At 46.7% G+C, this 25192-nt stretch carries 22 protein-coding genes; 16 read left to right on the top strand and 6 right to left on the bottom strand.

Annotated elements, in window-relative coordinates; all coding sequences use genetic code 11:
* Positions 1–89 precede the first annotated feature (89 nt).
* A complete protein-coding gene (locus ACZ5DR_RS00795) occupies positions 90–1313 on the bottom strand; it encodes an aspartate aminotransferase family protein (protein ID WP_377364847.1) in 1224 nt (407 codons plus the stop codon).
* 49 nt (positions 1314–1362) lie between these two features.
* Positions 1363–6180 carry an NAD-glutamate dehydrogenase gene (locus ACZ5DR_RS00790; protein WP_377364849.1) on the bottom strand — a complete coding sequence of 1606 codons (4818 nt, stop codon included), beginning with the start codon at positions 6178–6180 and terminating at the stop codon, positions 1363–1365.
* 234 nt (positions 6181–6414) lie between these two features.
* Here ACZ5DR_RS00790 and ACZ5DR_RS00785 point away from each other — a divergent pair, with 234 nt between their 5' ends.
* The 5 genes from ACZ5DR_RS00785 (at position 6415) to ACZ5DR_RS00765 (ending at position 10719) form a co-directional block, all read left to right on the top strand.
* The gene (locus ACZ5DR_RS00785; protein ID WP_464543843.1) at positions 6415–7491 is read left to right on the top strand and encodes a GlxA family transcriptional regulator; all 1077 of its coding nucleotides are present in this window, start codon (positions 6415–6417) and stop codon (positions 7489–7491) included.
* Positions 7492–7630: 139 nt separating this feature from the next.
* A complete protein-coding gene (locus ACZ5DR_RS00780; protein ID WP_377364851.1) occupies positions 7631–8395 on the top strand; it encodes an ABC transporter ATP-binding protein in 765 nt (254 codons plus the stop codon).
* Positions 8396–8487: 92 nt separating this feature from the next.
* Positions 8488–9243 (top strand): transporter substrate-binding domain-containing protein, encoded by a 756-nt coding sequence (locus tag ACZ5DR_RS00775; RefSeq protein ID WP_377364853.1) that lies wholly within the window; start codon positions 8488–8490, stop codon positions 9241–9243.
* Positions 9244–9308: 65 nt separating this feature from the next.
* Positions 9309–9998 carry an ABC transporter permease gene (locus ACZ5DR_RS00770; RefSeq protein WP_377364855.1) on the top strand — a complete coding sequence of 230 codons (690 nt, stop codon included), beginning with the start codon at positions 9309–9311 and terminating at the stop codon, positions 9996–9998.
* A 4-nt stretch (positions 9999–10002) separates the two neighbouring features.
* The gene (locus ACZ5DR_RS00765) at positions 10003–10719 is read left to right on the top strand and encodes an ABC transporter permease (protein WP_377364857.1); all 717 of its coding nucleotides are present in this window, start codon (positions 10003–10005) and stop codon (positions 10717–10719) included.
* Positions 10720–10802: 83 nt separating this feature from the next.
* On the opposite strand, the gene glnK is transcribed toward ACZ5DR_RS00765, so the two are convergent.
* The gene (gene glnK, locus ACZ5DR_RS00760) at positions 10803–11141 is read right to left on the bottom strand and encodes a P-II family nitrogen regulator (RefSeq protein WP_115467851.1); all 339 of its coding nucleotides are present in this window, start codon (positions 11139–11141) and stop codon (positions 10803–10805) included.
* Between the two features lie 131 nt (positions 11142–11272).
* Between glnK and ACZ5DR_RS00755 the strand changes: the two genes are divergently transcribed.
* Complete coding sequence (locus tag ACZ5DR_RS00755; protein ID WP_377364859.1) at positions 11273–11653, top strand: hypothetical protein; 381 nt, start codon at positions 11273–11275, stop codon at positions 11651–11653.
* Positions 11654–11668: 15 nt separating this feature from the next.
* Here the strand turns inward: ACZ5DR_RS00755 and hemE are convergent, their stop codons facing one another.
* The 3 genes from hemE to ACZ5DR_RS00740 all read right to left on the bottom strand — a co-directional run bounded on the left by hemE (position 11669) and on the right by ACZ5DR_RS00740 (position 14214).
* Positions 11669–12769, bottom strand: a complete 1101-nt coding sequence (hemE, locus tag ACZ5DR_RS00750) for a uroporphyrinogen decarboxylase (protein WP_377364860.1) — start codon at positions 12767–12769, stop codon at positions 11669–11671.
* A gap of 118 nt (positions 12770–12887) precedes the next feature.
* Positions 12888–13691, bottom strand: coding sequence for a DUF2927 domain-containing protein (locus ACZ5DR_RS00745; protein WP_377364861.1), 804 nt, complete (start codon positions 13689–13691; stop codon positions 12888–12890).
* Positions 13678–14214 carry an NUDIX hydrolase gene (locus tag ACZ5DR_RS00740; RefSeq protein WP_377364863.1) on the bottom strand — a complete coding sequence of 179 codons (537 nt, stop codon included), beginning with the start codon at positions 14212–14214 and terminating at the stop codon, positions 13678–13680. The genes ACZ5DR_RS00745 and ACZ5DR_RS00740 overlap by 14 nt, the downstream gene beginning before the upstream one ends.
* 215 nt (positions 14215–14429) lie before the next feature.
* On the opposite strand from ACZ5DR_RS00740, the gene astE reads away from it, so the two are divergent.
* From astE to traF, 10 genes are all read left to right on the top strand, one after another.
* A complete protein-coding gene (gene astE / locus ACZ5DR_RS00735; protein WP_377364865.1) occupies positions 14430–15434 on the top strand; it encodes a succinylglutamate desuccinylase in 1005 nt (334 codons plus the stop codon).
* A 90-nt stretch (positions 15435–15524) separates the two neighbouring features.
* Positions 15525–16625 (top strand): zinc ABC transporter substrate-binding protein ZnuA, encoded by a 1101-nt coding sequence (gene znuA / locus ACZ5DR_RS00730; RefSeq protein WP_377364867.1) that lies wholly within the window; start codon positions 15525–15527, stop codon positions 16623–16625.
* 92 nt (positions 16626–16717) lie between these two features.
* Positions 16718–17695, top strand: coding sequence for a KpsF/GutQ family sugar-phosphate isomerase (locus tag ACZ5DR_RS00725; RefSeq protein WP_377364869.1), 978 nt, complete (start codon positions 16718–16720; stop codon positions 17693–17695).
* Positions 17696–17720: 25 nt separating this feature from the next.
* Positions 17721–18578, top strand: a complete 858-nt coding sequence (gene kdsA, locus ACZ5DR_RS00720; RefSeq protein WP_377364871.1) for a 3-deoxy-8-phosphooctulonate synthase — start codon at positions 17721–17723, stop codon at positions 18576–18578.
* On the top strand, positions 18578–19168 hold the full coding sequence (locus ACZ5DR_RS00715; RefSeq protein WP_377364873.1) for a KdsC family phosphatase: 591 nt from the start codon (positions 18578–18580) through the stop codon (positions 19166–19168). Before kdsA ends, ACZ5DR_RS00715 begins: the two co-directional genes overlap by 1 nt.
* Positions 19169–19942, top strand: coding sequence for a 3-deoxy-manno-octulosonate cytidylyltransferase (kdsB, locus tag ACZ5DR_RS00710; protein ID WP_377364875.1), 774 nt, complete (start codon positions 19169–19171; stop codon positions 19940–19942).
* Between the two features lie 11 nt (positions 19943–19953).
* Positions 19954–20688: a hypothetical protein gene (locus ACZ5DR_RS00705; RefSeq protein ID WP_377364877.1), complete on the top strand. Its 735-nt coding sequence runs from the start codon at positions 19954–19956 to the stop codon at positions 20686–20688.
* Between the two features lie 121 nt (positions 20689–20809).
* On the top strand, positions 20810–21748 hold the full coding sequence (locus ACZ5DR_RS00700; protein WP_377364879.1) for a type II secretion system protein N: 939 nt from the start codon (positions 20810–20812) through the stop codon (positions 21746–21748).
* Between the two features lie 11 nt (positions 21749–21759).
* The gene (gspD, locus tag ACZ5DR_RS00695) at positions 21760–23640 is read left to right on the top strand and encodes a type II secretion system secretin GspD (RefSeq protein ID WP_377364881.1); all 1881 of its coding nucleotides are present in this window, start codon (positions 21760–21762) and stop codon (positions 23638–23640) included.
* A gap of 241 nt (positions 23641–23881) precedes the next feature.
* Positions 23882–25186: a conjugal transfer protein TraF gene (traF, locus tag ACZ5DR_RS00690; protein ID WP_377364883.1), complete on the top strand. Its 1305-nt coding sequence runs from the start codon at positions 23882–23884 to the stop codon at positions 25184–25186.
* Positions 25187–25192: the final 6 nt, after the last annotated feature.

Raw genomic sequence — 25192 nt, 5'->3', positions numbered from 1 at the left:
TATGGATAACACTGAAGGATGTAGGGGTGAGACCCAAAAAAAAGCCGCGATCAGCAGGGCTGTCGCGGCTTTGTGGTTAGATCAGAGATTTAGGCGCTTTTTTGTGCAGCCACGGTTTTGGCAACCGCTCGTTCAAAACGAGCCAAACCTTCTTTGACGTCAGCTTCAGGGATGATCAAAGAGGGTGTGAAACGCACAACGTTTGGACCGGCAACTAGGCAAAGCAAACCTTCACTTGCTGCATTGGCCAAAAAGTCTTTTGCGTGACCCGCAAGCTCATCTTTCACTTCAGCACCGATCAATAAGCCCATACCACGAATGTCTTTGAAGACGTCGTATTTCGCGTTAATGGCATTGAGTTCATCGACGAACATCTGGTGACGAGCTTTTACGCCATCCAGAACTTCTGGTGTGTCGACGATATCGATCACAGCTTCAGCAATGGCAGCAGCCATTGGGTTGCCACCGTAGGTGCTACCATGGGTGCCAAATGCAAAGCTCTTTGCCACGTCTTCTGTGGCGATCATAGCGCCCACAGGGAAGCCATTACCCAGTGCTTTTGCTGTGGTCAAAATGTCAGGTGTTACGCCCACTTGTTCGTAAGCGTACAAGGTGCCCGTACGGCCAACACCAGACTGGACTTCATCGTACACAAGCAAAGCATTGAATTGATCACACAACTCACGTACTTGTTTGGCGAACTCTTTGTCTGCCGGGATGATACCGCCTTCACCTTGGATGGGTTCCATCACTACCGCACAGGTCTTGTCAGACATTAGGGCTTTAAGGCCTTCAATATCGTTATAAGCACAGTGCTTGATACCACCAGGTGTTGGTTCAAAGCCTTCTTTGTATTTCGCTTGTCCGCCGACAGAAACCGTGAACAAGGTACGGCCATGGAAAGATTGATTAAACGCGATAATCTCATGCTTTTCTGGACCGTAGTGATCGAACGCGTAACGTCGTACTAATTTGAATGCAGCTTCGTTTGCCTCGGCGCCACTGTTTGCAAAGAACACGCGATCCGCGAAGGTCTTTTCTGTCAGTTTTTTTGCTAGTCGAAGCGCTGGCTCATTGGTCATTACGTTTGATAGATGCCAAAGTTTTCCAGCTTGCTCACGCATTGTGTCAACCAAAGTTGGGTGCGAGTGCCCCAGTGCAGTGACGGCGATGCCGCCCGCAAAGTCGATGTACTCTTTACCTTCCTGATCCCACAAGCGAGAGCCCTCACCACGCACAGGGATAATGGCCGCAGGTGCATAGTTTGGAAACATTACTTCATCAAATGTTGCTCTCGTTACTTGTTCAGTCACTTTCTTTACCTCTTAAAGTCGAGCGGCCCCAGATGGGCCGCTCTGGGGTTTATATCAGATTTCTCAACTCTCGAATAGCAACGGTCACCATCGAAATCGATAACTCTGTTTCGGATTTAATTTCTCCGAAGGTTGCATGGTAATGCTTGATGTTATCGCTGTTGAGATCCTGCCAATTAGCCAATCTACTTTCGACGTCATTGATGTCTGCACCCGATTGAATCACCTCTTGAGTGATGGTTCGTAGTGCATTGTCTACTTCGTCGCCTAGGCCAGCTTTTGCACGACGCTCCCACATATCATCGGCTGGTAATTCGTTAACGCTTTGGCGCAACCAATGTAAGCCTAGATCCATTTCAAGAGCGAAATAGGTTTGTGCCGCATCGAGTACTTCTTTCTCGGTGTTAGCCGCAACGCGGATAATATCTAAGCCGTAGAACAAGTAGTTCAAGGCGCAAAGGTTACTCGCCACCTCAGTAGGGATGCCTTGTGCTTGTAGCTTCTCACTGATGGCGACCAAATGTTCTTTGCTAGGCTCCGTTAAAATAGCGTCTAGGTTATTGCGGATGATCTCAACACCTGGCTTGTAGGTGTCCGTCAAACGTTGAATAGACAAGGTTTCACGGGTATTACGAAGCAACCATAGGGTAGCTCGCTCTAGCATGCTTTGGATGCGAATCAAGAGCTTGTTTAGTACCGCGTTTTCAACGGTGAAATCTAAGCTGTTGATAGCGTCCCATAGCCCTGAAACATTAAAGATCTGCTCTGCTGCCATGTAGGCACGTACCACGTTCAACGCTGATGCGCTGGTTTCTTCCTGTACATAAGTACTGAAAGTTGGGCCCATGCGGTTGCCCACGTTGTTCGTTAGGTGCGCTGCAACGATTTCTTGTACCAGTTGGTGTTCTACCATCTGACCAGAGAAGCGCTTAACCAAAGGTTTAGGGAAGTAGTCTTTGATCTGCTCGATCAAGTCCGCGTCTTCGCCAATGCCGTCTTCTACCAGTTGCTCAAACAACTTGATTTTGGAGTAAGCCAGCAACACGGAAATCTCTGGGCGGGTCAGACCTTGGCCTTTGTTCATGCGTTTTTTGATTTGCGCATCCGATGGTAAGAACTCGATTTCACGGTTCAAACGGCCTTCACGTACCAGAGACAAGATCAAACGCCAATGGTCTGCAAGACGCTCAGGAGCCTGGGAGTTTGCGAGAGACAAGACATGGCTCTGGCCAGTGTTGTGGCGTAAGACTAGGTCGCCCACTTCATCGGTCATTTCTGCCAACAGCTTGTTACGCTGCTTTTCTGTCATGTCGCCGTTTTCGACAATACGGTTCAGCAGGATTTTGATGTTTACTTCATGGTCGGAGCTGTCCACACCAGCGGAGTTATCGATGGCATCTGTGCTCACTAGGCCGCCGTTTTGAGCGAACTCAATACGACCTTTTTGAGTGAAGCCAAGGTTACCCCCTTCACCAATGATCTTGCAGCGTAGCTCGTTGCCATTGACGCGTAAGGCGTTGTTGCCGCTGTCACCAACGTCTGCATGGGACTCGGACTCTGCTTTGGCATAAGTACCAATACCACCGTTCCAAAGCAGGTCTACCGGTGCTTTCAAAATGTGAGAGATCAGCTCCGTTGGTGCCATAGATTTGGCGTTGCCTTCAATGCCTAAAGCCTTACGGATATCAGCATTGATTGGAATAGACTTGCTGGTACGGCTGAAGATGCCGCCGCCTTTAGAGATCAGCTCTTTGTTGTAATCTTCCCAAGACGAACGAGGTAGATCAAACAGACGCTGACGTTCTTCAAAGGACGATGCTGCATCTGGGGTCGGGTCAATAAAGATGTGCATGTGGTTAAAGGCCGCCACTAGGCGAATGTGTTTGGATAACAGCATGCCGTTACCAAATACGTCACCGGCCATGTCACCGATACCCACAGCGGTAAAGTCTGTGGTTTGACAGTCCACGCCGATTTCTTTGAATTGGCGTTTTACAGATTCCCAAGCACCACGGGCGGTAATGCCCATTTTCTTATGGTCGTAACCGTTCGAACCACCTGATGCAAAGGCATCTCCTAGCCAGAAACCGTATTTTTCAGAAATACTGTTTGCTAAGTCAGAGAAAGTTGCGGTGCCTTTGTCTGCAGCAACAACCAAGTATGGGTCGTCTTCGTCATAACGAAGCACTGACTGTGGTGGAATCAGCTCGCTTTGTTTTAGGTTGTCCGTAATGTCTAGCAAACCAGAAATGAAGGTGGTGTAACAACGTACCACTTCCGCTTGCACCTCTTCACGGGATGCGTTTTTCTTCAGTTGTTTTGCTACGAAACCACCTTTCGCACCGGCTGGTACGATGACGGCATTCTTAACCATCTGAGCTTTCACAAGCCCCAAGACTTCGGTACGGAAGTCTTCCATACGGTCTGACCAGCGCAATCCACCACGGGCAACCTTGCCACCGCGCATGTGAACGCCTTCTACCCATGGCGCGTAAACGAAGATTTCGAATTTCGGACGAGGTAGTGGTACGGCTGGGATTTGGGTTGGGTCCAATTTGAACGATACGTAGTCTTTTTCGCTACCTTCTTCAGATGCCTGATAGAAGTTAGTACGAAGCATTGCCTGAATCACAGACAAGTAATGTTTCAAGATACGATCTTCGTCTAGATTGGCTACTTGATCGAACGCAGCGTTGATTTTCTCTAGCAGTTTTTCAACTTTCTCGTCACGTTTGGCCTCTTGAGCAGGGTCGAAGCGTTGCTCAAACAATTGTACTAATAGACGAGCAATCGGAGCGTTTTTCTCAAGGGTTTGTTGCATGTATTGCAAGGAGAAGGGTACTTGTAATTGCACCAAGTACTTAGTGATCGCTCGCAACATGGTTACTTGACGCCAAGTCAGAGATGCGTCCAACACCAAGGCGTTAAAACGGTCGTTTTCCACACGACGGCGGAATACTTGGTTGAAGGCATCTTGGAAGTCTTCGCGGTACGCTTTCTTCTCAAGGTTTACGCTTGGGTTAACACTGATTGCAAACTCTACGACCCAAGTATTTGCGGTGCCGTCACCGTTTTGGTCTAGCTCGTATGGACGAGCTTCAAGCACACGCAGCCCCATGCACTCAAGGATTGGCAGCACGTCAGATAACACTAGGGTGGTACCTGCGCCGTATACCTTGAAGAAGTAATGGTTTTTAGATTGACCTACTTGGCGGTAAAGGTGCGTTGAAATGTCGCCTTCGCCAACCAAATCATTCAAACGCTCAATGTCTAAAACAGCTGAGTTCGGTGAGAAGTCCTCTCGGTAGGCTGCTGGTAAGTACGGAGCGTATTCAGTGTACAGCTTGTTGCCGTTTTCCTCACCTTGGCTGGTGTGTAACGCGCTCAGTAGTTTGTCGTCCCAAGACAACATGGCGTCCTGCATCTTACGTTGGATGTCATCAACGTCCGGTGCGGGGCTGTTTTCTGGGTCAGCGATTTGAATGGTGAAGTTTACTCGAGCCAGTACCTGCTGGGAGAACTGCACGTTAAATTCAGAGCTGGTGCCATTACACGCGGACATAAGGATGTCCTGCATGCGAATACGCAATTCTGTGTTGTAACGATCACGAGGCACATAGACCAAGGCGTTAAGGAAGCGACCGTAAATGTCTTTGCGTAAGAAGACACGTAATTGACGACGCTCTTGAATGGCTAGGATGCCTTCAATGGCGTGGAACAATTCATCCACTGGCGCTTGAAGCATTTCGTCACGAGGGTAGCTGTTAAGAATATGCTTAAGTGTTTTGCCTTTATGGCCGTAAGGGTCCACGTTTGCACGATCTATAATCACCGCGAGTTTTTTACGCAGTAGTGGGATGTCTTGTAGGCGTGCTACGTAGGCCGCGGATGAGTAAAGGCCGAAGAAGCGCCATTCACCAATCACATTGCCTTTTTTATCGAAGCGTTTAACGCCTAAGTAATCTAGATGAACAGGGCGGTGAACCGTCGAAATGGCGGTGGACTTGGTCAACACCAGTGCATTGTCACGATCGTAGGCTAGGGCCGACAAGCGCTCGTTTAACACGATGTCATATTTGGATTTCTTGGTTTTACGGAAAGTACCTAAGCCTGAGTCTTCTTGGAACTTCAGGTGGGTCTCGCCATTTTCTTGTACAAGGTCATAGGCACGGAAGCCTACAAAAGTGAAGTGATCACTCTCAACCCAGCGCAAGAAAGCTAAGTTCTCTGCATGAGTCTCATCGTCTTTAAGGTGAGCAACACTTTCTGAGTCTTTAATAATATCAGCAAGACGTGCCTTCATGGTTGGCCAGTCTTCGACACAGTGTTTTACATCACCCATGGTGTCGATCAAGGCGTCCTTGATGGCATCCATTTTGGATAAATCGGAAATACGGTCGATCTCGAAGCGAATCAAAGCCTCAGTGTTTGATTTGGCTGATTGAGAGCCGATGGCTTTTAGTTCGCCTTTTGCACTGCGCTCAACATTAACAATAGGATGCGCAGTAAAGTGAATGGTATGGCCAAGACGAACCAATGCCATATTGAAAGAAGATACTAAAAACGGCATGTCGTCGGTTAGAATTTCGATAACCGTGTGGGTGGACTGCCAGCTGTGTTCTTCGTAGTTTGGATTGTAGACGCGCACTTTAGGTGTTTTCGGCGAGCGCTGTTGTACGAAGTCCCATAGGCAAATGATTGTGCCGTATAGGTTATCAATCGAATCCTGCTCCATGTCCTCGAGCAGCAGGTCTTCAAAATATTGGTTTGTCAGCTTAATCGGGCCTTGTGAATCAGCAGGGCTAAAGTTCCCCTTTATTTCTGCTTCAATCCGGGCAATCAATTCACTTTTTTTTGTATTCGTCATGTTTACTCATCCTCATGAGTGAATGGTGCTTATTGGAGTTATCGTTATTGTTGTAAGAAAAAGCTACCCAACACCGTGTAATCGATTATTATGAAAACTATAGGTGATGAATAGATAGATACTTTTCAAATAGCGACATTTCATTTTAGGTAGGCGTCCATCGCCTAAAAAAAAGCTTGATGTCACTCTTAAAAGCCTCTGTTATTCATTCTAAACGATATAAACCTCTTTTTAATGGGCTTATCGCAGGATAATAAATTGTACAAGTCGGAATTTGCATCACGTGAAATCATGCAAGCGAGCAAAAAAGCACAAAAGTATGGTTTTTTACTCATGCCACAGTTTTCTATGCTGGGATTTTCTTCCGCAATAGAAACTTTACATATGGCCAATTGGGTCACAGGCAAGGAGTTATATCGTTTTTGCACGATCGGACAAAAAACGAAAGAAGTACTTTCGAATTCTGGCGTTGTTACCATGACTGATTACCTCACTCACGAAGCGCCATCTGATTTAGACGGTATTTTTATTTGTGGTGCATCACCGGTTGCGCAAGTTGATGATTCCAGTTTAGACGCTTGGCTGACATCTTGCTCAAAAAGAGGCATTGAGCTAGGCGGCATCTGTACGGGAAGTCATGTGTTGGCCCGAGCGGGTTTGTTAGATGGCTACAGGGCAACGATCCATTGGTGGAATATTTCCAATCTGCGTGACGCATTTCCGCAAGTGATTGTGTCTAATCATTTGTTTGAAGTAGATCGGGATCGATATACCTGCAGTGGAGGCAGTGCAGCTATGGATATGATGTTGTTTTTGATTGGCAAACAACACGGTATGTCCTTGGCGAGCAACATCTCTGAGCAGTTTGTGTGTGAGCGTATTCGTACAAATGAAGACCCCCAGCGGATTCCGTTGCAGGCTCGCATTGGAACAGGACAACCTAAGTTGGTTGAGGCGGTACAGCTTATGGAAGCGAATATCCGAGAGCCACTTTCTTCGGATGACATTGCTTTCCATGTGGGCGTGTCCCGTCGCCATTTGGAAAGATTGTTTAAGCAAAATTTGAATACGGTGCCATCGCGCTATTATTTGGAATTGCGTTTAAATCATGCCAAGCAACTGATTACTCAGACGGATAAATCGATTTTGGAGGTGGGGCAAGAGTGTGGTTTTACCTCAGCACCCCATTTTAGTACCACTTATAAGGGCTTTTTCGATGTGACTCCTAGGGATGAGCGTAAGGCGTTAGCGAAAAAATCCGTTGATCCTGTCCGTTTGGATAAGAAAAAGAGACAACTTTGGCGAAAATAGTTTTACAATATAGAGGATTGTGGTTGGCGTGATTTTTGAATCGTTCTACCTGAACCTTGAGAAACGAAAGCGTAAGCTCTGAGCTTTATTGAGCCTATCCTTGACGCTGACAGAGTCACCAAAATGAAGGTAATAATACATGTCAAAAGGCCCTGCTTTAGAACTAAGGGATATTCATAAAACCTTTGGGGATCATGAAGTATTAAAGGGGATCTCCTTAGAGGCGAGAGACGGGGATGTCATTTCTATCCTTGGCTCGAGTGGCTCGGGGAAGAGTACATTCCTACGTTGTATCAATCTGCTTGAGAATCCGACCCGAGGCGAAATTTTATTTAACGGTGAAGCGTTAAATTTGAAGCCCGGTGAGTGTGATTTATACGCATCCGATATGAAGCAACTGACGCGTATGCGTCAAAAAATTGGCTTCGTGTTTCAGAGCTTTAATCTGTGGCCACACATGACGATTCTTCAGAATGTCATGGAAGGTCCTCTGCATGTACTAAAGCGCCCTAAACAAGAGGTGTTGGAGTACGCAGAGTATCTACTAAACAAGGTGGGTATTGCAGATAAAAAGCATATGTATCCGAACCAACTTTCCGGTGGGCAGCAGCGTGTGGCGATTGCGCGTACGTTAGCCATGGATCCACAGGTCTTATTATTTGATGAGCCAACGTCGGCACTTGACCCTGAGTTAGTTGGGGAGGTGTTGGGGGTGATGCGTGGTTTGGCGGATGAAGGCCGCACCATGTTGATCGTGACTCATGAAATGAATTTCGCACGAGAAGTATCCAGTGAAGTGGTATTCCTGCACCAAGGTTTGGTGGAGGAAAAAGGTACGCCAGACAAGGTTTTTGGTTCGCCAGATTCCGAGCGCTGTAAAGCCTTTATATCATCGGTATTTTAACTGCGTCGCGTTGTGCTTGCGGCACGACAGAGGTTATCTCTGCAAGATCGCAAGTAATATAAAAACTATCAATCTTACAAAAGGGTCCAAGAATGAAATTGAAGAAAATTGCCTTAGGGTCAGCAGTTCTACTTAGCGCAGCCGTATCGTCTTTCTCTGCTCAAGCGGCTGATAGCATTAAAATTGCAACAGAGGGTGCATGGGCACCATTCAACTACATCGATGACAACGGTAAGCCACAAGGCTTTGACGTAGACATCGCTTGGGCGCTTTGTGAAAAAATGGACGTTGAGTGTCAAGTAGTGACTCAGGATTGGGATGGTTTAATCCCAGGTCTTAAAGTGCGTAAATTCGATGCCATCATCGCTTCTATGTCTATCACTGAAGAGCGCCTAAAGCAGGTAGACTTCTCTGATAAGTATTACTCTGGCGGCCTACGTTTTCTTGCGCCAAAGGGTAAAAGCTTTGACCTAGAAAACCTAGATGGCAAAGTGATCGGTGCACAGCGTGCTACCCTTGCTGCACAGTACTTGGAAGATAACTACACAGGTAAATCCACTCTTAAGTTCTACGATACTCAAGACAGTGTTTACCTTGATCTAGTGTCAGGTCGTTTGGACATCGTGCTTTCTGATGAGCTACCTACTTACGATTGGTTGAAAACCTCTGGTAACGGCGGCAAGTTCGAGTTCAAAGGTGACTCCTTCAAGAAAGAAGATGAAATCGGCATTGCTGTTCGTAAAGGCGATGACTTGAAAGACAAGTTCAACGCGGCTTTGGCTGAGATCTTAGCCGATGGTACTTACGAAAAGATCAACGCTAAGTACTTCCCATTCTCCATCTATTAAGATGCGATTAAGCGAAGTGCCGCCTTTGGCGGTGCTTCGTACATTTACTCATTGAGAATATCTGTATGTTGGATCTTCACGGTTTTGGTGACCAGCTTCTTCTCGGAGCCGCAGTCACGATACAGCTAGCATTGTGCTCATTAGTCGTGGGATTGATTCTTGGCTTGCTCGGTGCTTCAGCGAAACTGTCAAATGTTCGTCCGTTACAGTGGATTGCGAACTTTTATACCACGGTGATTCGTGGTGTCCCTGAATTGTTGACAGTGTTAATTATTTATTTCGGTGCAACCACCGTATTAATGTCGGTAGCCAGCCTATTTGGTTATGACGAATACATTGAGATAGGCCCTTTTGCGGCGGGTGTGACGGCACTGGGTTTAACCTTTGGCGCCTATGCAACCGAAGTGTTTCGTGGGGCATTGCAGGCCATTCCTAAAGGCCAGCATGAAGCGGCTATCGCATTAGGCATGCCCGCAAAACGTAAGTTTTTTCGGATCATCCTGCCACAGGTCTGGCGTGTGGCTTTGCCAGGAATCGGTAACTTATTCCTTGTCTTGCTGAAAGACACGGCCTTGGTGTCAGTGGTAGGTCTTGAAGACATTATGCGTAAGGCAAATGTGGCGGTGGGTAACACCAAAGAGCCTTTCTTGTTTTACCTTGTGGCGGCGTTTATGTACTTAGGTCTAACCATTATCTCCATGGTGGTGGTGTCCTACCTTGAGAAGCGCGCAAGTCGCGGACTAACCAGAGGATAACGTCGTGGAATTAGATTTTTCTGTTGTAATTGAATACTTCCCACGTCTCCTAATTGGAACGTGGACGACGATTGAATTGGTGATATTGTCGATTGTCTTGGGAGCGATTGTTGCCTTGCCTGTGGCATTAGCGCGTATTTCTAAGAACCCTTGGATTAGCTCGTTACCTTTTGCTTTTATCTTTTTCTTTCGCGGTACGCCTTTGTTGGTTCAGATCTTCTTGGTGTACTACGGCGCTTCGCAGTTTGAAGCCGTCCGTGAAAGCTTCCTTTGGCCAGTGCTAAGGGAGCCTTTCTGGTGTGCGATTATTGCTTTTACATTGAATACTTCTGCTTATACTGCAGAGATTTTCCGTGGTGCGATTCAAGCCATTCCAGAAGGGGAGGTTGAGGCCTGTAAAGTGATGGGGATGACGAAGGCACAAATGTACCGTCGCATCTTGCTGCCTCGTGCCTTTGGTATTGTGTTGCCTGCTTACGGTAACGAAATCATTTTGATGCTGAAGGCGAGTGCCTTAGCGAGTACCATTACTTTGCTAGATTTAACTGGCATGGCACGTACCATCATTGCTCGTACTTATACGCCCATTGAGATCTTTTTGGCGGCGGGTGCTATCTATTTGGCCATTAGTATCGTCGTGATCTATATCTTCCGGATTATTGAGAAGCGTCAAAACCGCTACCTGGGCTCTTTGTCAATTAAGGTGCCGGATAAAGGCTAATACCTTTGTGATTCACCATGTCTATGCAATAAAAAAAGAGGCTATCAAGCCTCTTTTTTTATGGTGTTTCACTGTGTTCAGTACTAGATGGCATCAGCGCCGGTTTCACCAGTACGAATACGGATCACTTGTTCTAGCGCTGTGACAAAGATCTTGCCATCACCGATCTTGCCGGTGTTGGCGCTTTTTTGGATAGACTCGATTGCACGGTCTACTTGATCGTCGTCCACTGCTAGCTCAAGTTTTACTTTTGGTAAAAAGTCCACCACGTATTCCGCACCGCGGTAAAGTTCGGTGTGGCCACGTTGGCGACCAAAGCCTTTTACTTCTGTAACAGTGATGCCGTTAATACCAATTTCAGAAAGTGCTTCACGCACTTCGTCCAATTTGAACGGTTTAACTATTGCTGTTACTAATTTCATAGATTATCTCCATCTAAGGCATTGTTTTCGTATAAATTACCATTCAAATCCGCCGCCCGCTACTAAATGCCTCAATTTGTTCTACAGTTAATGTTCCAACTAGACTGGGTTATGCAGGAATGGGGGTAGACATGGAGCAATCAGCCATCATGGCATTTGAGCAAGGGATGGATGCTTTTATGCTAGGGGTAAAAAATGAGCTGGCTGCCGAATATCAGGCGCATGTAGTGCATCTTTCTGTTCCTCGATGTTTAGAGTGCCTTAGTGTTGTCGGTGAAGATGATAAAGCTTTGCAGCTGCGCTTGGTGTTGGTGGGCTGTGGGCCGGAGGTGACCTTTGGGAGGTTGTCTTGGGTGTCAGAAGATGGGCGAGAGCATATCTGTTGCTATCTTAATTCCGAGTACGAGGCTGTGAAACGTAAACCCAATGGCATTTGGGTAAAAGAGAAGTCTTCAGCAGAACGCATGTGTCTGAGAAAGTGGTCACGATTGCATTCACCTATGCCATCGTGACCTTAATCGAGCGTCTTACAAGTCGTTTAAAGAATCCAAATCCTCAAAGACTTCTTCGTGGTAAGGGCGGCTTAGTTCATGAACCGCATCAATAAGGTACTTAGGACGCTCAGGGTCCACAAACTGGTGGATGCCATGGCCTAAGTTAAAGACATGACCTGAGCCATTGCCATATCCTTCTAGCACAAGCGCCACTTCACGCTCGATAACCTCTTTATCTCCGTATAAGACACATGGGTCGATGTTGCCTTGCAGTGCGACTTTGTCGCCTACACGAGCACGGGCTTCAGCCATATCAGTGGTCCAGTCTAAGCCCAGTGCGTCCGGTCCAGTAGCGGCCATGTTTTCCAGCCATTGTCCGCCATTTTTGGTAAACATGATAACTGGAATCTTGCGGCCTTCGTGTTCACGGATGAGACCATCCATAATTTGGCGCATATACATCAGCGAGAACTGTTGGTACATAGGGCCACTGAGGGCTCCGCCCCAAGTATCAAAGATTTGAACTGCTTGGGCGCCCGCTTTGATTTGGCCGTTCAGGTAGTCAGTGACGGAAATAGCAAGTTTATTTAGTAATGCATGAAGTGTTTCTGGAGACTGGTACATCATCCCTTTGATGTGACGGAAGTCTTTGCTGGAGCCTCCTTCAACCATGTAAGTAGCGAGTGTCCAAGGGCTACCTGAAAAGCCAATCAAGGGAACTCGACCATTCAGGGCATGGCGGATTGTGGTTACCGCCTTCATCACGTAATCAAGATCCGAAACCGTTGCGATAGGTAGGGCATCTACGTCTGCCTGAGTGCGAACGGTGTGTTTGAATTTTGGTCCTTCGCCTGTTTCAAAGTAGAGTCCAAGACCCATGGCATCAGGCACCGTTAGGATATCTGAAAACAGGATGGCAGCATCAAGATCATAACGCTCTAAAGGTTGCAGTGTTACTTCACAGGCGAATGCATCGTTTTTACATAGGCTTAAGAAATCTCCTGCGGTCGCTCGGCTTGCTCGGTATTCTGGAAGATAGCGACCCGCTTGGCGCATCATCCACACAGGGGTGACATCAACAGGCTCTTTTAAAAGAGCGCGAAGAAAACGGTCATTCTTAAGTTCTGGAAACATTCAACTTCTCCGATGAGCTATCTGGTTTTGTGCATTCTACCTAAGTTGAACGGAAAAATTGATCGAATAACCAGAATTTATGATATTGATTAAGAAATAGGAAATTAAGAGTTATTTTCTATTCCCCGAGATAGCGTTTAAGGCTATAGCGTAAGGAGTTTTGGGTCGCGTTCTCGATCTCACCTTGCGCATGAAGATCGGACAGCACCGCTGGCATACGGGCTAATACCTGAGGAACATCCATATTGGTTTGCAGCCGAGGGGAATAGAGGGTTTTTAATAACAGGTAGTCTAAAGGGGATAGGTAAGTGTCAACACTGACGTCGTTGAATACAGACGGAAAAACGTCATTAGAGTCGTTTGGTAGTCCCATTAACTGCGTAATTTCTTCGATGATGCAATCTAGGAAACGTGCTTTTTGTCGTGCATAGTCCACTGGGATGATGATGGCGCCCCTGAGGATCTCTCCTCGTTTATTGATCGAGAAGTTACCTAGGCAAATGGCTTCGTCTAAGGCGGCACGGATTCGGTTGGGGTCGCCAATGTATTGTCTGACGCGATCTTCAATACGGTCGTATTGGGTGAAAATAGTGTAGATGTTGGCTTGCTTTACATCGTCCGTAAAGTCGATAGGGAGTCCAGTGATGTAGGACAGGTGCTGGGCATGGACACTGAGTAATTCTTTTTGAAAACTGGCATCACCCGCTTCACTTTGAAAATACAGCTTAATGGGCTGTTCCCAGCGAATTAATTTTGGGTTTGCTGTTTCTCGATATTCTCGCTGTAGGGCGATTTTCAAAAAACTGTCAGTAATGTACTGGTCGGATTGCCAGCGCTCTTGGCCAATACTAAGTGTGGAGGCAAGTGCTAGCCCCAAGGCCAACACAAGCGTACGACATAGAGATAGGTTAAATGGGGTCATCAGCAGACGTTGTTAAATCATTATGGACATAATGAAGTAAAGCGTCATAAGAGTCTGGTGTAAAGGGGCGTTGGCTTGGGTTGGATAAGATATCGTCAATCGGCAGCTCTAACACTTCAGCGACTTCTTTCGTTTGCAGGGTAAGTGGGCCATCTCGCTGGGCATCATATTGACAAGAATACACCTTACCCCAAATACGAAAACCTTCTCCTTCCGTGAAAAACATGCCATGGGTTGTCAAAGGTAAGGAAACGCCAATTTCTTCTTCGAGTTCTCGTTCAGCGCACTCCATGTAGCTTTCGCCGGTTGCCACCACACCACCAGTGGTAATGCCGTAAAAGCCAGGACAAAAGGCTTTAGTGTCACTGCGCTTTTGCACCAAGAGTCGATCATTGCCAGTGAATACCAAGATAAAGGTTACCCGATGGATGTCTTTACCAAAGTCCATTTTGCTTCTTAGGACGTCGCCGATAACTTGGTTTTGTCGATCTACTAAAGTGATGATTTCTTCGGAACTGGACATGATTTACTGGCTTTTGAGGGTAAAGGCAAAAGGGTAACGATTAATTAAACCTTAGGGAAGGGTTGGTCACTGATTGGAGACCGTAATTTACAAGACTTTCTCAAATGCGACAGAAGTTTGCGTAACCGTGTCGCCCAATTAAAAGTATAGGCTACTTGAAGAGGAGATCTGTTTTATGATGAAACCCTGATAGATGGCTTTTAGGTGATGATTTTATGGCAATACCAAACAATGATTTCTTAGGTTTTACCTTGGCACATAAAGACGTGGCGGCACCTATGTCATTTGATCTGCCGACTGCCACAGCATGTCTAGAAGAGGTAGGCGTACTTCGATTTGAGCCAAAACAGCCCCCAAAAGCCAGTTTGGTTTTGTCTGCGGGGATTCATGGCAACGAAACCGCCCCCATTGAGATGGTCAATGGATTAGTCAAAGAATTGCTCTCTGGTGCAATTGATTTGCAGGTGCGTCTACTGGTGATTCTCGGTCACCCTGAAGCCATGGTGGCTCAGAAGCGCTTCCTTGATGTAAATCTTAATCGTTTATTCTGCGGTGCTTGGCAAAAGTATTCAGGTATGGAAGTGCCTCGAGCTCAAGTGTTAGAGCGGGCTGTGCAGGCCTTTTTTGAAGGGCATCAGCAAGGTGGTAAATTCCACTACGATTTACACACCGCCATTCGTGGTTCCCAATATGAAAGGTTTGTCGTGCACCCATTTCCAGCGGAGCGCTCTTACTCGGCAGAGCAGTTTGGATTTTATGCGGCCGCTGGAATTGATGCGGTGCTGCTCTCTCATCAGCCCACCACAACCTTTTCTTATCATTCTTATGCTCGCCATGGGGCCGAAGCCGCAACCGTTGAGTTAGGGAAGGTCAGACCTTTCGGAGAAAATGATTTCTCCGGCTTGATGAAAATTCAAACTGCCTTGCAGTGCTTATTGCAAACAGGTGAAGTGAAGCAAGAAACGCCAGAAAAAGTGAAGGTTTTTGAAGTGGTGGATGCATTGGTTAAAGATGCGGAAGACTACGAGTTAGCTATCGATGCTGATGTTAATAATTTCACATCCTTTGCTGCTGGGTTTGAGTTGGCTCGTTCCTCTAACAGCTGTTACCTCATAAAAGCGACTGGCGATGCCATCGTGTTTCCGAATACTAATTTGCCAGTAGGGCAGCGTGCTGGCTTAGTGGTTCGTCCAATAGCGCTGCCTGATTTCTCAAGCTGAGCTAAGAAGGCGCATTAGATTTTCGTTGAGCTTTGGCGCTCCGATTGGTATTGTTATGTTATAACGTCAATTACTGTTGGGTTTTAAATCATGCTTAAGTCTGCTTTGCCTCTTTCTCTTCTTTTATCTGTGTCTGCTCTTGCTAATACGCAAGTCGTTACCACGGTAAAACCTGTGTCTTTAATTGTGGGAGCTATTGGGGGTGAACATGTCACTGTTGAACAGCTGATTAATAATCAAGCGTCTCCCCATGATTTTGCGTTACGCCCATCAGACCTAAGAAAATTGAATGATGCAGAGCTTGTGGTGTGGGTAGGCGAGTCCCTAGAGACTTTTTTAGAGAAGCCATTAGCAAACTTAAATGCTAAGAAGGATCTAGAGTGGATGGCTTTAAATGGCCTAACACTGCGAGAGTTTGGCGAAGAACACGATCACGAAGGCCATGACCATGAAGATCACGAGGGCCATGACCATGAAGATCACGAAGGCCATGATCATGAAGATCACGAAGGCCATGATCATGAAGATCACGAAGGCCATGACCATGAAGATCACGAAGGTCATGATCATGAAGATCATGAGGGCCATGATCATGAAGATCATGAGGGCCATGATCATGAAGAACACGAGGGCCATGACCACGAAGATCACGAAGGCCATGACCATCATGGGCACAGTCACACAGGTACGGATCCCCATGTTTGGTTAGACCCAGATAATGCAAAAGTCCTAGCCCATGCCGTGGCGGATCGACTCGCCGCTTTAGATCCTGACAATGCAGAAGCGTTTGAAGCAAACTACGCGACCTTCGTTAACGATCTTGAGCAAGCAGACAAGCGTTTGGCGGCACAGTTGGAGCCTGTTCATGACGTGCCTTACTTTGTTTTTCATGAGGCTTATGGCTACTTTGAGGCCCACTACGGTCTAAACAACCAAGGTGCTGTGACGGTGAGCCCAGAACGCAAACCTGGCGCACAAACCGTTGCCAAGCTGCGTGAAGAAATAGAAGAGCACAAAGTTGAGTGCATCTTTAGCGAGCCTCAATTTAGCCCTGGAATTGTGAAGACCCTTATTGCAGGGACAGACGTTAAAAGCGCAGTGTTGGATCCATTGGGCAGCACTTACCAAGTAGACACTTATAGTGCATTTCTTGAAGAATTAGGTAATCAGTACCTTTCTTGCTTGAAATAGTGTCAAGAAGCTTGAACGCCGACCAATCTTGGTAGGCGTTCAAAGCTTGCCCCTGTATAATGCAGCCAACACTAATAAAGGCAAGTTGGCTCATGAGTGATAAGTCCCCTCAAGTTTCCTACACCGCTGATTCATTAATTCACAGCGCAAAAACCACCTTAAACACCCAAGGGCAAGCACTGATTGGTTTAGCCCAGCGTATCGATGATAATTTCTCTAATGCCGTTGAGATGATACTGCAATGCCGTGGCCGCACCATTATTTGTGGCATGGGTAAATCTGGCATCGTAGGCAAAAAAATTGCCGCGACTTTGGCTTCTACCGGTACTCCATCTTTCTTTATGCATCCAGGTGAAGCGTTTCACGGTGACCTTGGCATGGTTCAAGAAGATGATGTGCTGGTGCTGATTAGTTACTCTGGTGAGACAGAAGAAGTGGTGCGCTTATTGCCGTCTCTCAAGGAATTTGGAAACCGATCTATTGCCATCGTGGGAAATCCTGATTCTACCCTGGGCCAGCACAGTGATTGCGTGCTCGATATTGCCATTGATCGTGAAACTTGCCCTAACAATTTAGCGCCAACAACCTCTACCACTATGACCATTGCCATGGGGGATGCCTTAGCCGTGGCTTTGATGCAGTGTCGCGATTTTCAGCCCCAGGACTTTGCGCGTTTTCACCCAGGTGGCAGCCTAGGGCGTAAGCTGTTAACACGCGTTAAAGACTTAATGCACAAAGATAATCTACCCTTCTGTGCCCCGAACACTTCATTGCAAGAGGCCATCGCCGTCATGACCCAAGGACGCAAAGGTGTAGTGTTGGTGCAGGAAGAAGATCGCTTAGTCGGTATCTTCACCGACGGCGATTTGCGTCGTGCCATGTTAAAAGATGCTGCGGGCATGCTGAATAAAACCATGGCTGAGCTGATGACCTCAAATCCAAAAACGATTTCACAAGACACCATGATTGTGGAAGCGGAAGAACGTATGCTTAGAGACAAAATTACCTTGTTGGTCGCAGTAGACGATCAACAAGCGGTCACTGGTATACTCGAAATCTACGATCGATAATTTTATTCAAGGGAATCCCAACGTTATGGCTGAAACAAGCAAAGTAATCCGTATTGGAGACAAAATCGAAGTCGCTAACCACCTACCATTTGTTTTGTTTAGTGGTATGAATGTGCTCGAATCCCGTGATCTGGCGATGAAGGTAGCGGAAGAGCATGTGAAAGTGACAGAGAAGCTCGGTATTCCTTACGTTTTTAAAGGCTCCTTTGACAAGGCGAACCGCTCTTCTATTAACTCTTTCCGCGGTCCCGGCATGGAAGAAGGTCTGAAGATTTTACAAGAAATCAAAGATACCTTTGGTGTACCTGTGATCACGGATGTACATGAAAATGACCAGTGTGCGCCTGTGGCAGAGGTGGCGGATGTGATTCAGCTGCCCGCATTTTTATCACGTCAGACTGATCTAGTGGTCGAAATGGCAAAGACGGGTGCCGTGATCAACATTAAAAAAGCCCAGTTCCTAGCCCCCCACGAAATGAAACACATTTTAACCAAGTGCCAAGAAGCAGGTAATGACAACTTGATGCTGTGTGAGCGTGGCACCATGTTTGGTTACAACAACCTAGTGGTCGACATGCTGGGCTTTGGGGAAATGAAGCAATTTGACTACCCAATCATGTTTGATGTGACTCATTCGTTACAACGTCCAGGTGGCCGCTCGGATTCTGCTGACGGTCGACGTGCTCAAGTGACTGAGCTTGCCCGTGCAGGTATGGCGTTGAGCTTGTCTAGTATGTTCTTAGAAACCCATCCAGATCCAAATAATGCCAAGTGTGACGGCCCATGTGCTTTACCTTTGGCTAAATTGGAGCCGTTTTTGAAGCAGATCAAACAGCTTGATGAACTGGTTAAAACTTTTGAAACCTTGGATACCAGTGCCTAATGGATACGTCTTTTTTAGGAGAGTACCCAGAGTTAGTGCAAGGTAGCTTGTTAATGAAAAAGCTACCGTTTCTAAAGCTGGTAGTGTTTGATGTGGACGGTGTGCTCACCGATGGAGGCCTTTATTATGGGGCGGATGGTGAGCTGATCAAGCGATTTAATGTCAAAGACGGTGTCGCCCTAAAGCTTCTGCCTAAATGGGGCGTTAATGTTGCTGTGATTACAGCAAAAGACTCCGCCCCGCTGCGTAAGCGCATGTCCGATTTAGGCGTGAAACATGTGTACTATGGTTGTCATGATAAAGCGGCTGCGTTTGACGAATTAATGGCTTTATTATCTCTAGAGCCCGAGCAAGTGGCTTATGTGGGTGATGACGTGATCGATTTACAGGTGATGCCGAAAGTGGGCATTTCTATTTGCCCCCAAGACGCTCATGTTTTATTGCAGCGGCATTGTCATATTAAGCTTAAGCACGGTGCTGGTCAGGCGGTGGCGCGGGAAGTTGCGGATCTTGTGTTGGCTTCTCGAATGAAATTAGAAACTGCCTATGAATTGGCTTCCCGACCAGAATTTGAAAAGAAAGATGTCTAGATGAGTACTTTACCTGACTTTCATATTGTCATCCCTGCGCGGTATGCATCCCAGCGGTTTCCGCAAAAAATGTTGGCACCCTTGGCAGACAAGCCAGTGGTGCAATGGGTATATGAGTTGGCTCTTAAAGCAGGAGCTAAGTCTGTCACCATTGCCACCGATCACCAGGATATTGAAGCGGCGGCTAAGGCATTTGGTGCCGAGGTGGTGATGACGCGAGCTGACCATGAAAATGGCACTGAGCGTTTGGCCGAGGTAGCAGCGGTCAAAGGCTGGGCAGGGGACGAAATTGTGGTAAACGTGCAAGGAGATGAGCCGCTGTTGCCGATCTCTTTGATCCATGATGCTGTGCGTGCTTTGGCTGATGACCCTGAATCACAAATGGCCACTGTCGCCTGTCCAATTCATCGAGAAGAAGACATTTTTAACCCCAGTGTGGTGAAGGTAGTGTGTGATGCCAAAGGACGTGCATTGTATTTCAGTCGTGCCACCATGCCCTGGGATCGGGATGGGTTTGCAGCGCAAAAGAAAGTCATTGCAGAAGACTACCCAGCTTTGCGTCATGTGGGCTTGTATGTGTATCGAGTGGCTTTGCTTGGTCAATATGCGCAAATGCCCATGTCTCCGTTAGAAAAATGGGAGAAGTTGGAGCAGCTTCGTTTTTTGCATCAAGGTATTAAAGTACAGGTCGCCCTCACTGCAGAGTTACCACCCCATGGTGTGGACACTCCTGAGGATTTGCAGGCCCTGACCGAAAAGCTAAAAGCACAATAGAGGAAATTTCTTTGGGACGTAAAGCAGCAATTGTTCTGGTTATTTGGTTTGTTGCTGTGGCAGGGATTGTTGCTGCTGCATATGCCCCTCTGTCCCATTGGAAAAGCTCTATCCAGCGCCAGTTGCCCCGAGATGTGTATTTAAAAGATATTTCAGGACACTGGTGGCGTGGCAATGCTCAAGTTGAAGTGCACAATCTTAAAGGTGCTGTGTCGGTTAATTGGGCTTTGGGGTCATTGTTTGAGCCTTTCAACTGGCAAGTGTCCCATTCTAAGTTCCGGGGCTTTGGTCAAGCCCAAGCATCATTAGATACGATTAAATTCTGGATTGAGGGGTTTAACCTTGAAGCAGATACCTTTAATGGGCTGATGAAGCGCGAGCGTATTGAAGTACAAGGTGCTCCTGTGATGGTGGAGCGTTGGTATCTAGAATGGAGTCATGCCGAACAAGCTTTCACCCAATTTAGAGGTGTGGCGAACTGGTCCGATGGGGAAATTCAATACCCAGTAGGGCGAACGTTGCGAAGTGCTCGCTTTTCAGACTGGCAACTGTTAGGGCGATTGGACTCTGGAGCCCCAGATTTGCAGCTTAGATCGGAAGCCAATACCAATCTTGCGGGGGTTAAGTTGCTCCCTTCTAACGAACTTGAAGTTACTGTTATGCCTTCAATGGTTGAAGCATTAGGACAACGGTGGAATGGGTCGCAAGATTACCCAGCGTTTGTGATGGTTCAGCCAATTCTTTAGGGTTGGATCGCGACACTGTCAGCTTTTCTTCTTTAATTGATATTTTATCTGCGTTTTTCTTGCATTATGTTAGGGGTTTGTTGAAGATAACAGGCGAACCACAGCCCTAATGTGAGCGCAGATGCGAGTAATTTTATCCACTTTTGAATCCACTACTCGGTGGGGACTGACTTTTGCTGCAACGGCTACCGCCGCTGCAGGGGTCGTTGCCCTTGGTTGGTTGTGGTTCGGGGAGGGCGATCCTCAAGCGACTCTGCCTCCTGTGGTGGCCCAAGGGCAAGCCTCAGAATCCCGTCTGCCAATATTAAGTGGTAGCTTGTTTGGTGTCACTGAGCAGCAAGAAGCTGTGTCCGAAGCAGTGAGTGAAACCAAGCTAAATATCCAGCTAAAAGGCGTCTTTCCCGCTTCCTCCCCGGATCAAGGTATGGCGATCATAGCCAGTAGTGGTCAGGCCGATGGCTTGTATCAAGCTGGGGAAACGATCTTGCGTGGCGTGACCTTGATGGCAGTCTATGGGGATCACATTATTTTGCTACGAAGCGGCATTAAAGAAGTGCTGTATTTTGAGCAGAATGAAGAGACATCATTGTTTGGCTCAACTGACGACGGTCAAGTTCTGACTGGGACTCGAGAGCAAACGGTCCAAAATACCGGCACAGGGGTATTACCTGGGAGTGCTCGTTCAACTTATCAATCCATGTCAGGTAGTCAATCTGCTGCTTCCACTCGTTCATCCCATCCTCTTATCCAAGATATCAACCAGCTGTCTGTGTCTGAAATGATTGATACCTATGAACAAAAGTTTAAATCAGACCCCCAATCCTTGTTGTCTTCATCTGGTTTAGAGGCTACTGGAGAGTCTTATCGAGTGGTTAATGGGAGCCCTCTCATTGGTATTGGTCTGAGGGCTGGGGATGAGATTCTTTCGGTGAATAGCCAAAAAGTTGGCAATGTGTCAGCAGATATGGGCTTGGCAGATATGATGCGCCAGCAGGGTGTTGCGCGAATTGAAATGCGTCGAGGTGATCGACGTTTTTTTGTTAATTATCCAATTAGGTAAGGGAATCGGTAATGTTGTTGCTAGCCGTCAGGAAGTGGTTCAAAAGCGTGATCTTCGCGGGGTTATTTTTCCCTGCCGTGCTGATTGCGCAAACTTGGCAGGTTAACCTGCAGCAGGCGGACATAGGCGTATTTATCCAGCAAGTCGCTAAGATGACGGGCAAAAGCTTTATTGTTGACCCTAGGGTTAAAGGTAAAGTAACGGTTGTCTCGAACTCGGAATTGGACGAAGACGGTATTTATCGACTATTGCTGTCGGTATTAACTGTTCACGGTTATGCGGCCATAGATTCATCGGAAGGCATCAAGATTTTGCCGCAAAATGTTGCTAAGCAAGGGGGGCTGGATTACGACCTTGATGGCAAAGCTGCTGGAGAGCTGTTGGTGACACGGGTGATTGCCATCAAAAATGCCTTAGCGTCCGAACTTGTACCGATTTTACGCCCTTTAATTCCCCAATATGGCCATCTTGCCTCTGTAAACGAGGTAAATGCTTTAATCATTAGTGATCATGCGGATAACATTCGTGAACTAGAGCAATTGATAACTCGTTTAGACAGCACGGTAGAAGGGCAGATTCGTATCGTCAATCTAGATCATGCTTGGGCGGCGGATGTCCTTGAACTGATCAATACTCTGGTCTCGGGAAATCGAGAGGGAAATAGCTCTGGTAACTCCACGGCCACTCGGGTCATAGCTGATGAACGTACCAACCGCATGGTACTCAAAGGCAAGGAAGCTGAGCTGGATCAAGTAGAACAATTGATCAAAGACTTGGATCAGCCGTCTAAAAAGTCCAGCCGCTTGGCGGTGATTCCTTTGCGTTATGCAGATGCCGTCAAAACAGCGGAATTAGTGAATGGCTTAGTGGGCAGTGGTAACGAAGAGGGGGTTCAACGCCCGACTAATACCTTTATCCAAGCGGATGAAAGTACTAACTCATTGGTGGTCAACGCAGAGCCTAATGTGATGGTTGATATTCAATCTGTGCTAAAAGAGTTAGATACCCCTAGGGCACAAGTACTAGTCGAAGCGATAATTGTAGAAGTGACCATGGAGGGCTCTGAGGCCTTAGGTTTTCAATGGCTGTTTGGTGATGCTTCCCAGTCCACGACACCCGTGGTGGGGACGAACTTTACCGCCGCAGGCAATAGTTTAACGGATATCGCTACCGGCATTGCCACCGGCACCCCATCTATTTCAAATGGCCTCACGGCAGGGGTGGCGAGTTTTAATAGTGATGGGGATCTGAACCTGGCTGGCATCCTGCAAGCGATTGAAAGCAACTCCAACGCCAATCTGTTATCTACGCCTAAGATAATGACTTTAGATAATCAAACGTCAAAAATCCTAGTGGGTGAAACGCGTCCTTTCCAAACCGGTGGTTATGCGGATAGTAGTAGTAATGCTTTTATCACTACGACCCGTGAGGACATAGGTTTGACTCTCGAGGTGACGCCCCACATTAACGCTGGGGATGAAGTGCGAATGGAAGTGCTGCAAGTGGTCGAAGCCGCATCGCCTGAGCCCAGCTCCTTAGGCACCATTACCACCAAGCGGGAAATCGAAACCACGGTTATTGCAGGGAATAGGAAAACCATAGTGTTGGGTGGCTTGATCGAAGACAACGTCGTGGAGATCCAACAAAAAGTTCCTCTATTGGGTGACCTTCCCATTGTTGGAGCTCTGTTCCGCAGTACTTCCTACGATAATCAAAAGAAAAACCTTTTGGTGTTTATTCGCCCAACCATCTTGAGAAGCCAAGAAGACGTAACGACTGTCACGGAAGAAAAGTTCCGTGCGTTCCGCTCCATTGAGATAAGCCACCCTCTGTCAGCAAATCGTCCTGATAGTTTAGAAGGGCGCTTCCTGTCACCAAACGCCTCCCGCTAGTCATATAAACAGCTGTTATTCATTGATATAACAGCTGTTTATTTCAATTCTTAAATCTGTTGCCCATCCTGAAATAAGCATACCTTGCACTAGATAATCTTATTCTTTATAAAAATAATGTAAAAATATCGCGGTAAAATAATTTATTGTGTAAACTTTTTGCATAGATAGTCGATAGATTCAGCGTAAGCGTAGGAGAAAATACGCTCGCAATGCCGTTAAAATCACAAGAGGTTTCAAAATGAAAAAGATGCTTGTTGTTGCAGGGAGCTTGGCATGTAGTGTGAGCTACGCCGCTTCTCCTGTGTTCCAGCCTATTGGGTCAAGTTTTACACTTGGCACCAGCGCAAATCCCGCCTCCTTATCTACCTCCCTTACCAACCCAGCTGCACCATTTTTGATGGTAGACACAGAAGCGGGTGACCGTTTCCGCTTTGGCATTATCGGACCAGGTGGGTTTGGTTATGAAATGGGTCAGGTTGATTCTCTGCAAGATCAAATAGATGAGCTTGATGAATTGCTGGATGAGGATGTTACCTCTGCGTCCCAAGCTCAGACCTTGCAAGATAAAGCTAACAGCATAGTTGCTTCATTGGGTGATGATGCCAACGGCAAGTTAATGACCTCCGGGCAAGTGCCAGTCTTTCCATTAATATACAAGCATCCCGAATATGGTGCTTTTTCTATCGATATGTCGTTGTCAGCGGTAGGACAAGGTAAATTCCTAGATGATGATATTGATATTGTCGTTACTGGCTCGAATTATACCCTCAATACTAATTCCTCTGTTTACGTTAAGTCCGGTGTAGATCTGAACTTAGGTTTGGGTTACTCAAAAGATGTTTGGTCGAATCAATACGGCATGTTGTTAACCGGTGCCAAAGTTAATTTACATAGTGTGACTTTGAGTAAGGGATTAATGCATTTAGCTAGCTCAGACGATGATTCCGGTGATGCTTTTTCTGATTCTTTGGCTGATCACCAAGAAACTTCATTTGGCGTAGGTTTAGATGTAGGTGCTATTTGGGTATCTAATTATTACCAAGTTGGCTTTACTGCAAGCAATTTAAATGAACCGTCCTTTGAATATGGTTCTCTGAATGAAACTTGTTCTTCGCTAGAAACCAGTAAGCAAGCGAGTTGTTATGCAGCGCTTGAGTTTGCTGGGGAGGGCGAAATTGCCTTAGACGAAACGCATACTATGGAAAGGCAGTTTACGCTTGATGCTTCAGTATACATTCTTGATCAGCAGCTTGCCCTTGCGGGTAGCTATGAGATGAATGAAATTTCTGATTTGATCGGCGACAAATATCAATGGGCCACTATTGGTACGTCTTACTATAGTAAAAACGTATGGATCCCTGCTGTACGCGTAGGTTACAAGAAAAACATGGCGGGTACGGAATTAAGTTACCTAACTTTAGGCGCTACTTTGTTTAAGCGTTTAAATTTTGATCTTGCATATGGTCTTGAATCTATCGAAGTCGATGGTGACGAAGTGCCACGAAGCTTGTACCTAAGTGCTGGTATAGAAAGTGCCTTTTAATGGAGA

The organism is Marinomonas vaga, from assembly GCF_055388305.1.
Note: the sequence above shows the minus strand (reverse complement) of the source record. Positions and strands in the feature narration are given on the sequence as shown.

Coding starts and splice junctions, on each gene's coding strand:
- ACZ5DR_RS00790 (WP_377364849.1), bottom strand. CDS start 6,180: ATGACGAATACAAAAAAAAGTGAATTGATTGCCCGGATTGAAGCAGAA.
- ACZ5DR_RS00785 (WP_464543843.1), top strand. CDS start 6,415: ATGGGCTTATCGCAGGATAATAAATTGTACAAGTCGGAATTTGCATCA.
- ACZ5DR_RS00780 (WP_377364851.1), top strand. CDS start 7,631: ATGTCAAAAGGCCCTGCTTTAGAACTAAGGGATATTCATAAAACCTTT.
- ACZ5DR_RS00775 (WP_377364853.1), top strand. CDS start 8,488: ATGAAATTGAAGAAAATTGCCTTAGGGTCAGCAGTTCTACTTAGCGCA.
- ACZ5DR_RS00770 (WP_377364855.1), top strand. CDS start 9,309: ATGTTGGATCTTCACGGTTTTGGTGACCAGCTTCTTCTCGGAGCCGCA.
- glnK (WP_115467851.1), bottom strand. CDS start 11,141: ATGAAATTAGTAACAGCAATAGTTAAACCGTTCAAATTGGACGAAGTG.
- ACZ5DR_RS00755 (WP_377364859.1), top strand. CDS start 11,273: ATGGAGCAATCAGCCATCATGGCATTTGAGCAAGGGATGGATGCTTTT.
- hemE (WP_377364860.1), bottom strand. CDS start 12,769: ATGTTTCCAGAACTTAAGAATGACCGTTTTCTTCGCGCTCTTTTAAAA.
- ACZ5DR_RS00745 (WP_377364861.1), bottom strand. CDS start 13,691: ATGACCCCATTTAACCTATCTCTATGTCGTACGCTTGTGTTGGCCTTG.
- ACZ5DR_RS00740 (WP_377364863.1), bottom strand. CDS start 14,214: ATGTCCAGTTCCGAAGAAATCATCACTTTAGTAGATCGACAAAACCAA.
- astE (WP_377364865.1), top strand. CDS start 14,430: ATGGCAATACCAAACAATGATTTCTTAGGTTTTACCTTGGCACATAAA.
- znuA (WP_377364867.1), top strand. CDS start 15,525: ATGCTTAAGTCTGCTTTGCCTCTTTCTCTTCTTTTATCTGTGTCTGCT.
- ACZ5DR_RS00725 (WP_377364869.1), top strand. CDS start 16,718: ATGAGTGATAAGTCCCCTCAAGTTTCCTACACCGCTGATTCATTAATT.
- kdsA (WP_377364871.1), top strand. CDS start 17,721: ATGGCTGAAACAAGCAAAGTAATCCGTATTGGAGACAAAATCGAAGTC.
- ACZ5DR_RS00715 (WP_377364873.1), top strand. CDS start 18,578: ATGGATACGTCTTTTTTAGGAGAGTACCCAGAGTTAGTGCAAGGTAGC.
- kdsB (WP_377364875.1), top strand. CDS start 19,169: ATGAGTACTTTACCTGACTTTCATATTGTCATCCCTGCGCGGTATGCA.
- ACZ5DR_RS00700 (WP_377364879.1), top strand. CDS start 20,810: ATGCGAGTAATTTTATCCACTTTTGAATCCACTACTCGGTGGGGACTG.
- gspD (WP_377364881.1), top strand. CDS start 21,760: ATGTTGTTGCTAGCCGTCAGGAAGTGGTTCAAAAGCGTGATCTTCGCG.
- traF (WP_377364883.1), top strand. CDS start 23,882: ATGAAAAAGATGCTTGTTGTTGCAGGGAGCTTGGCATGTAGTGTGAGC.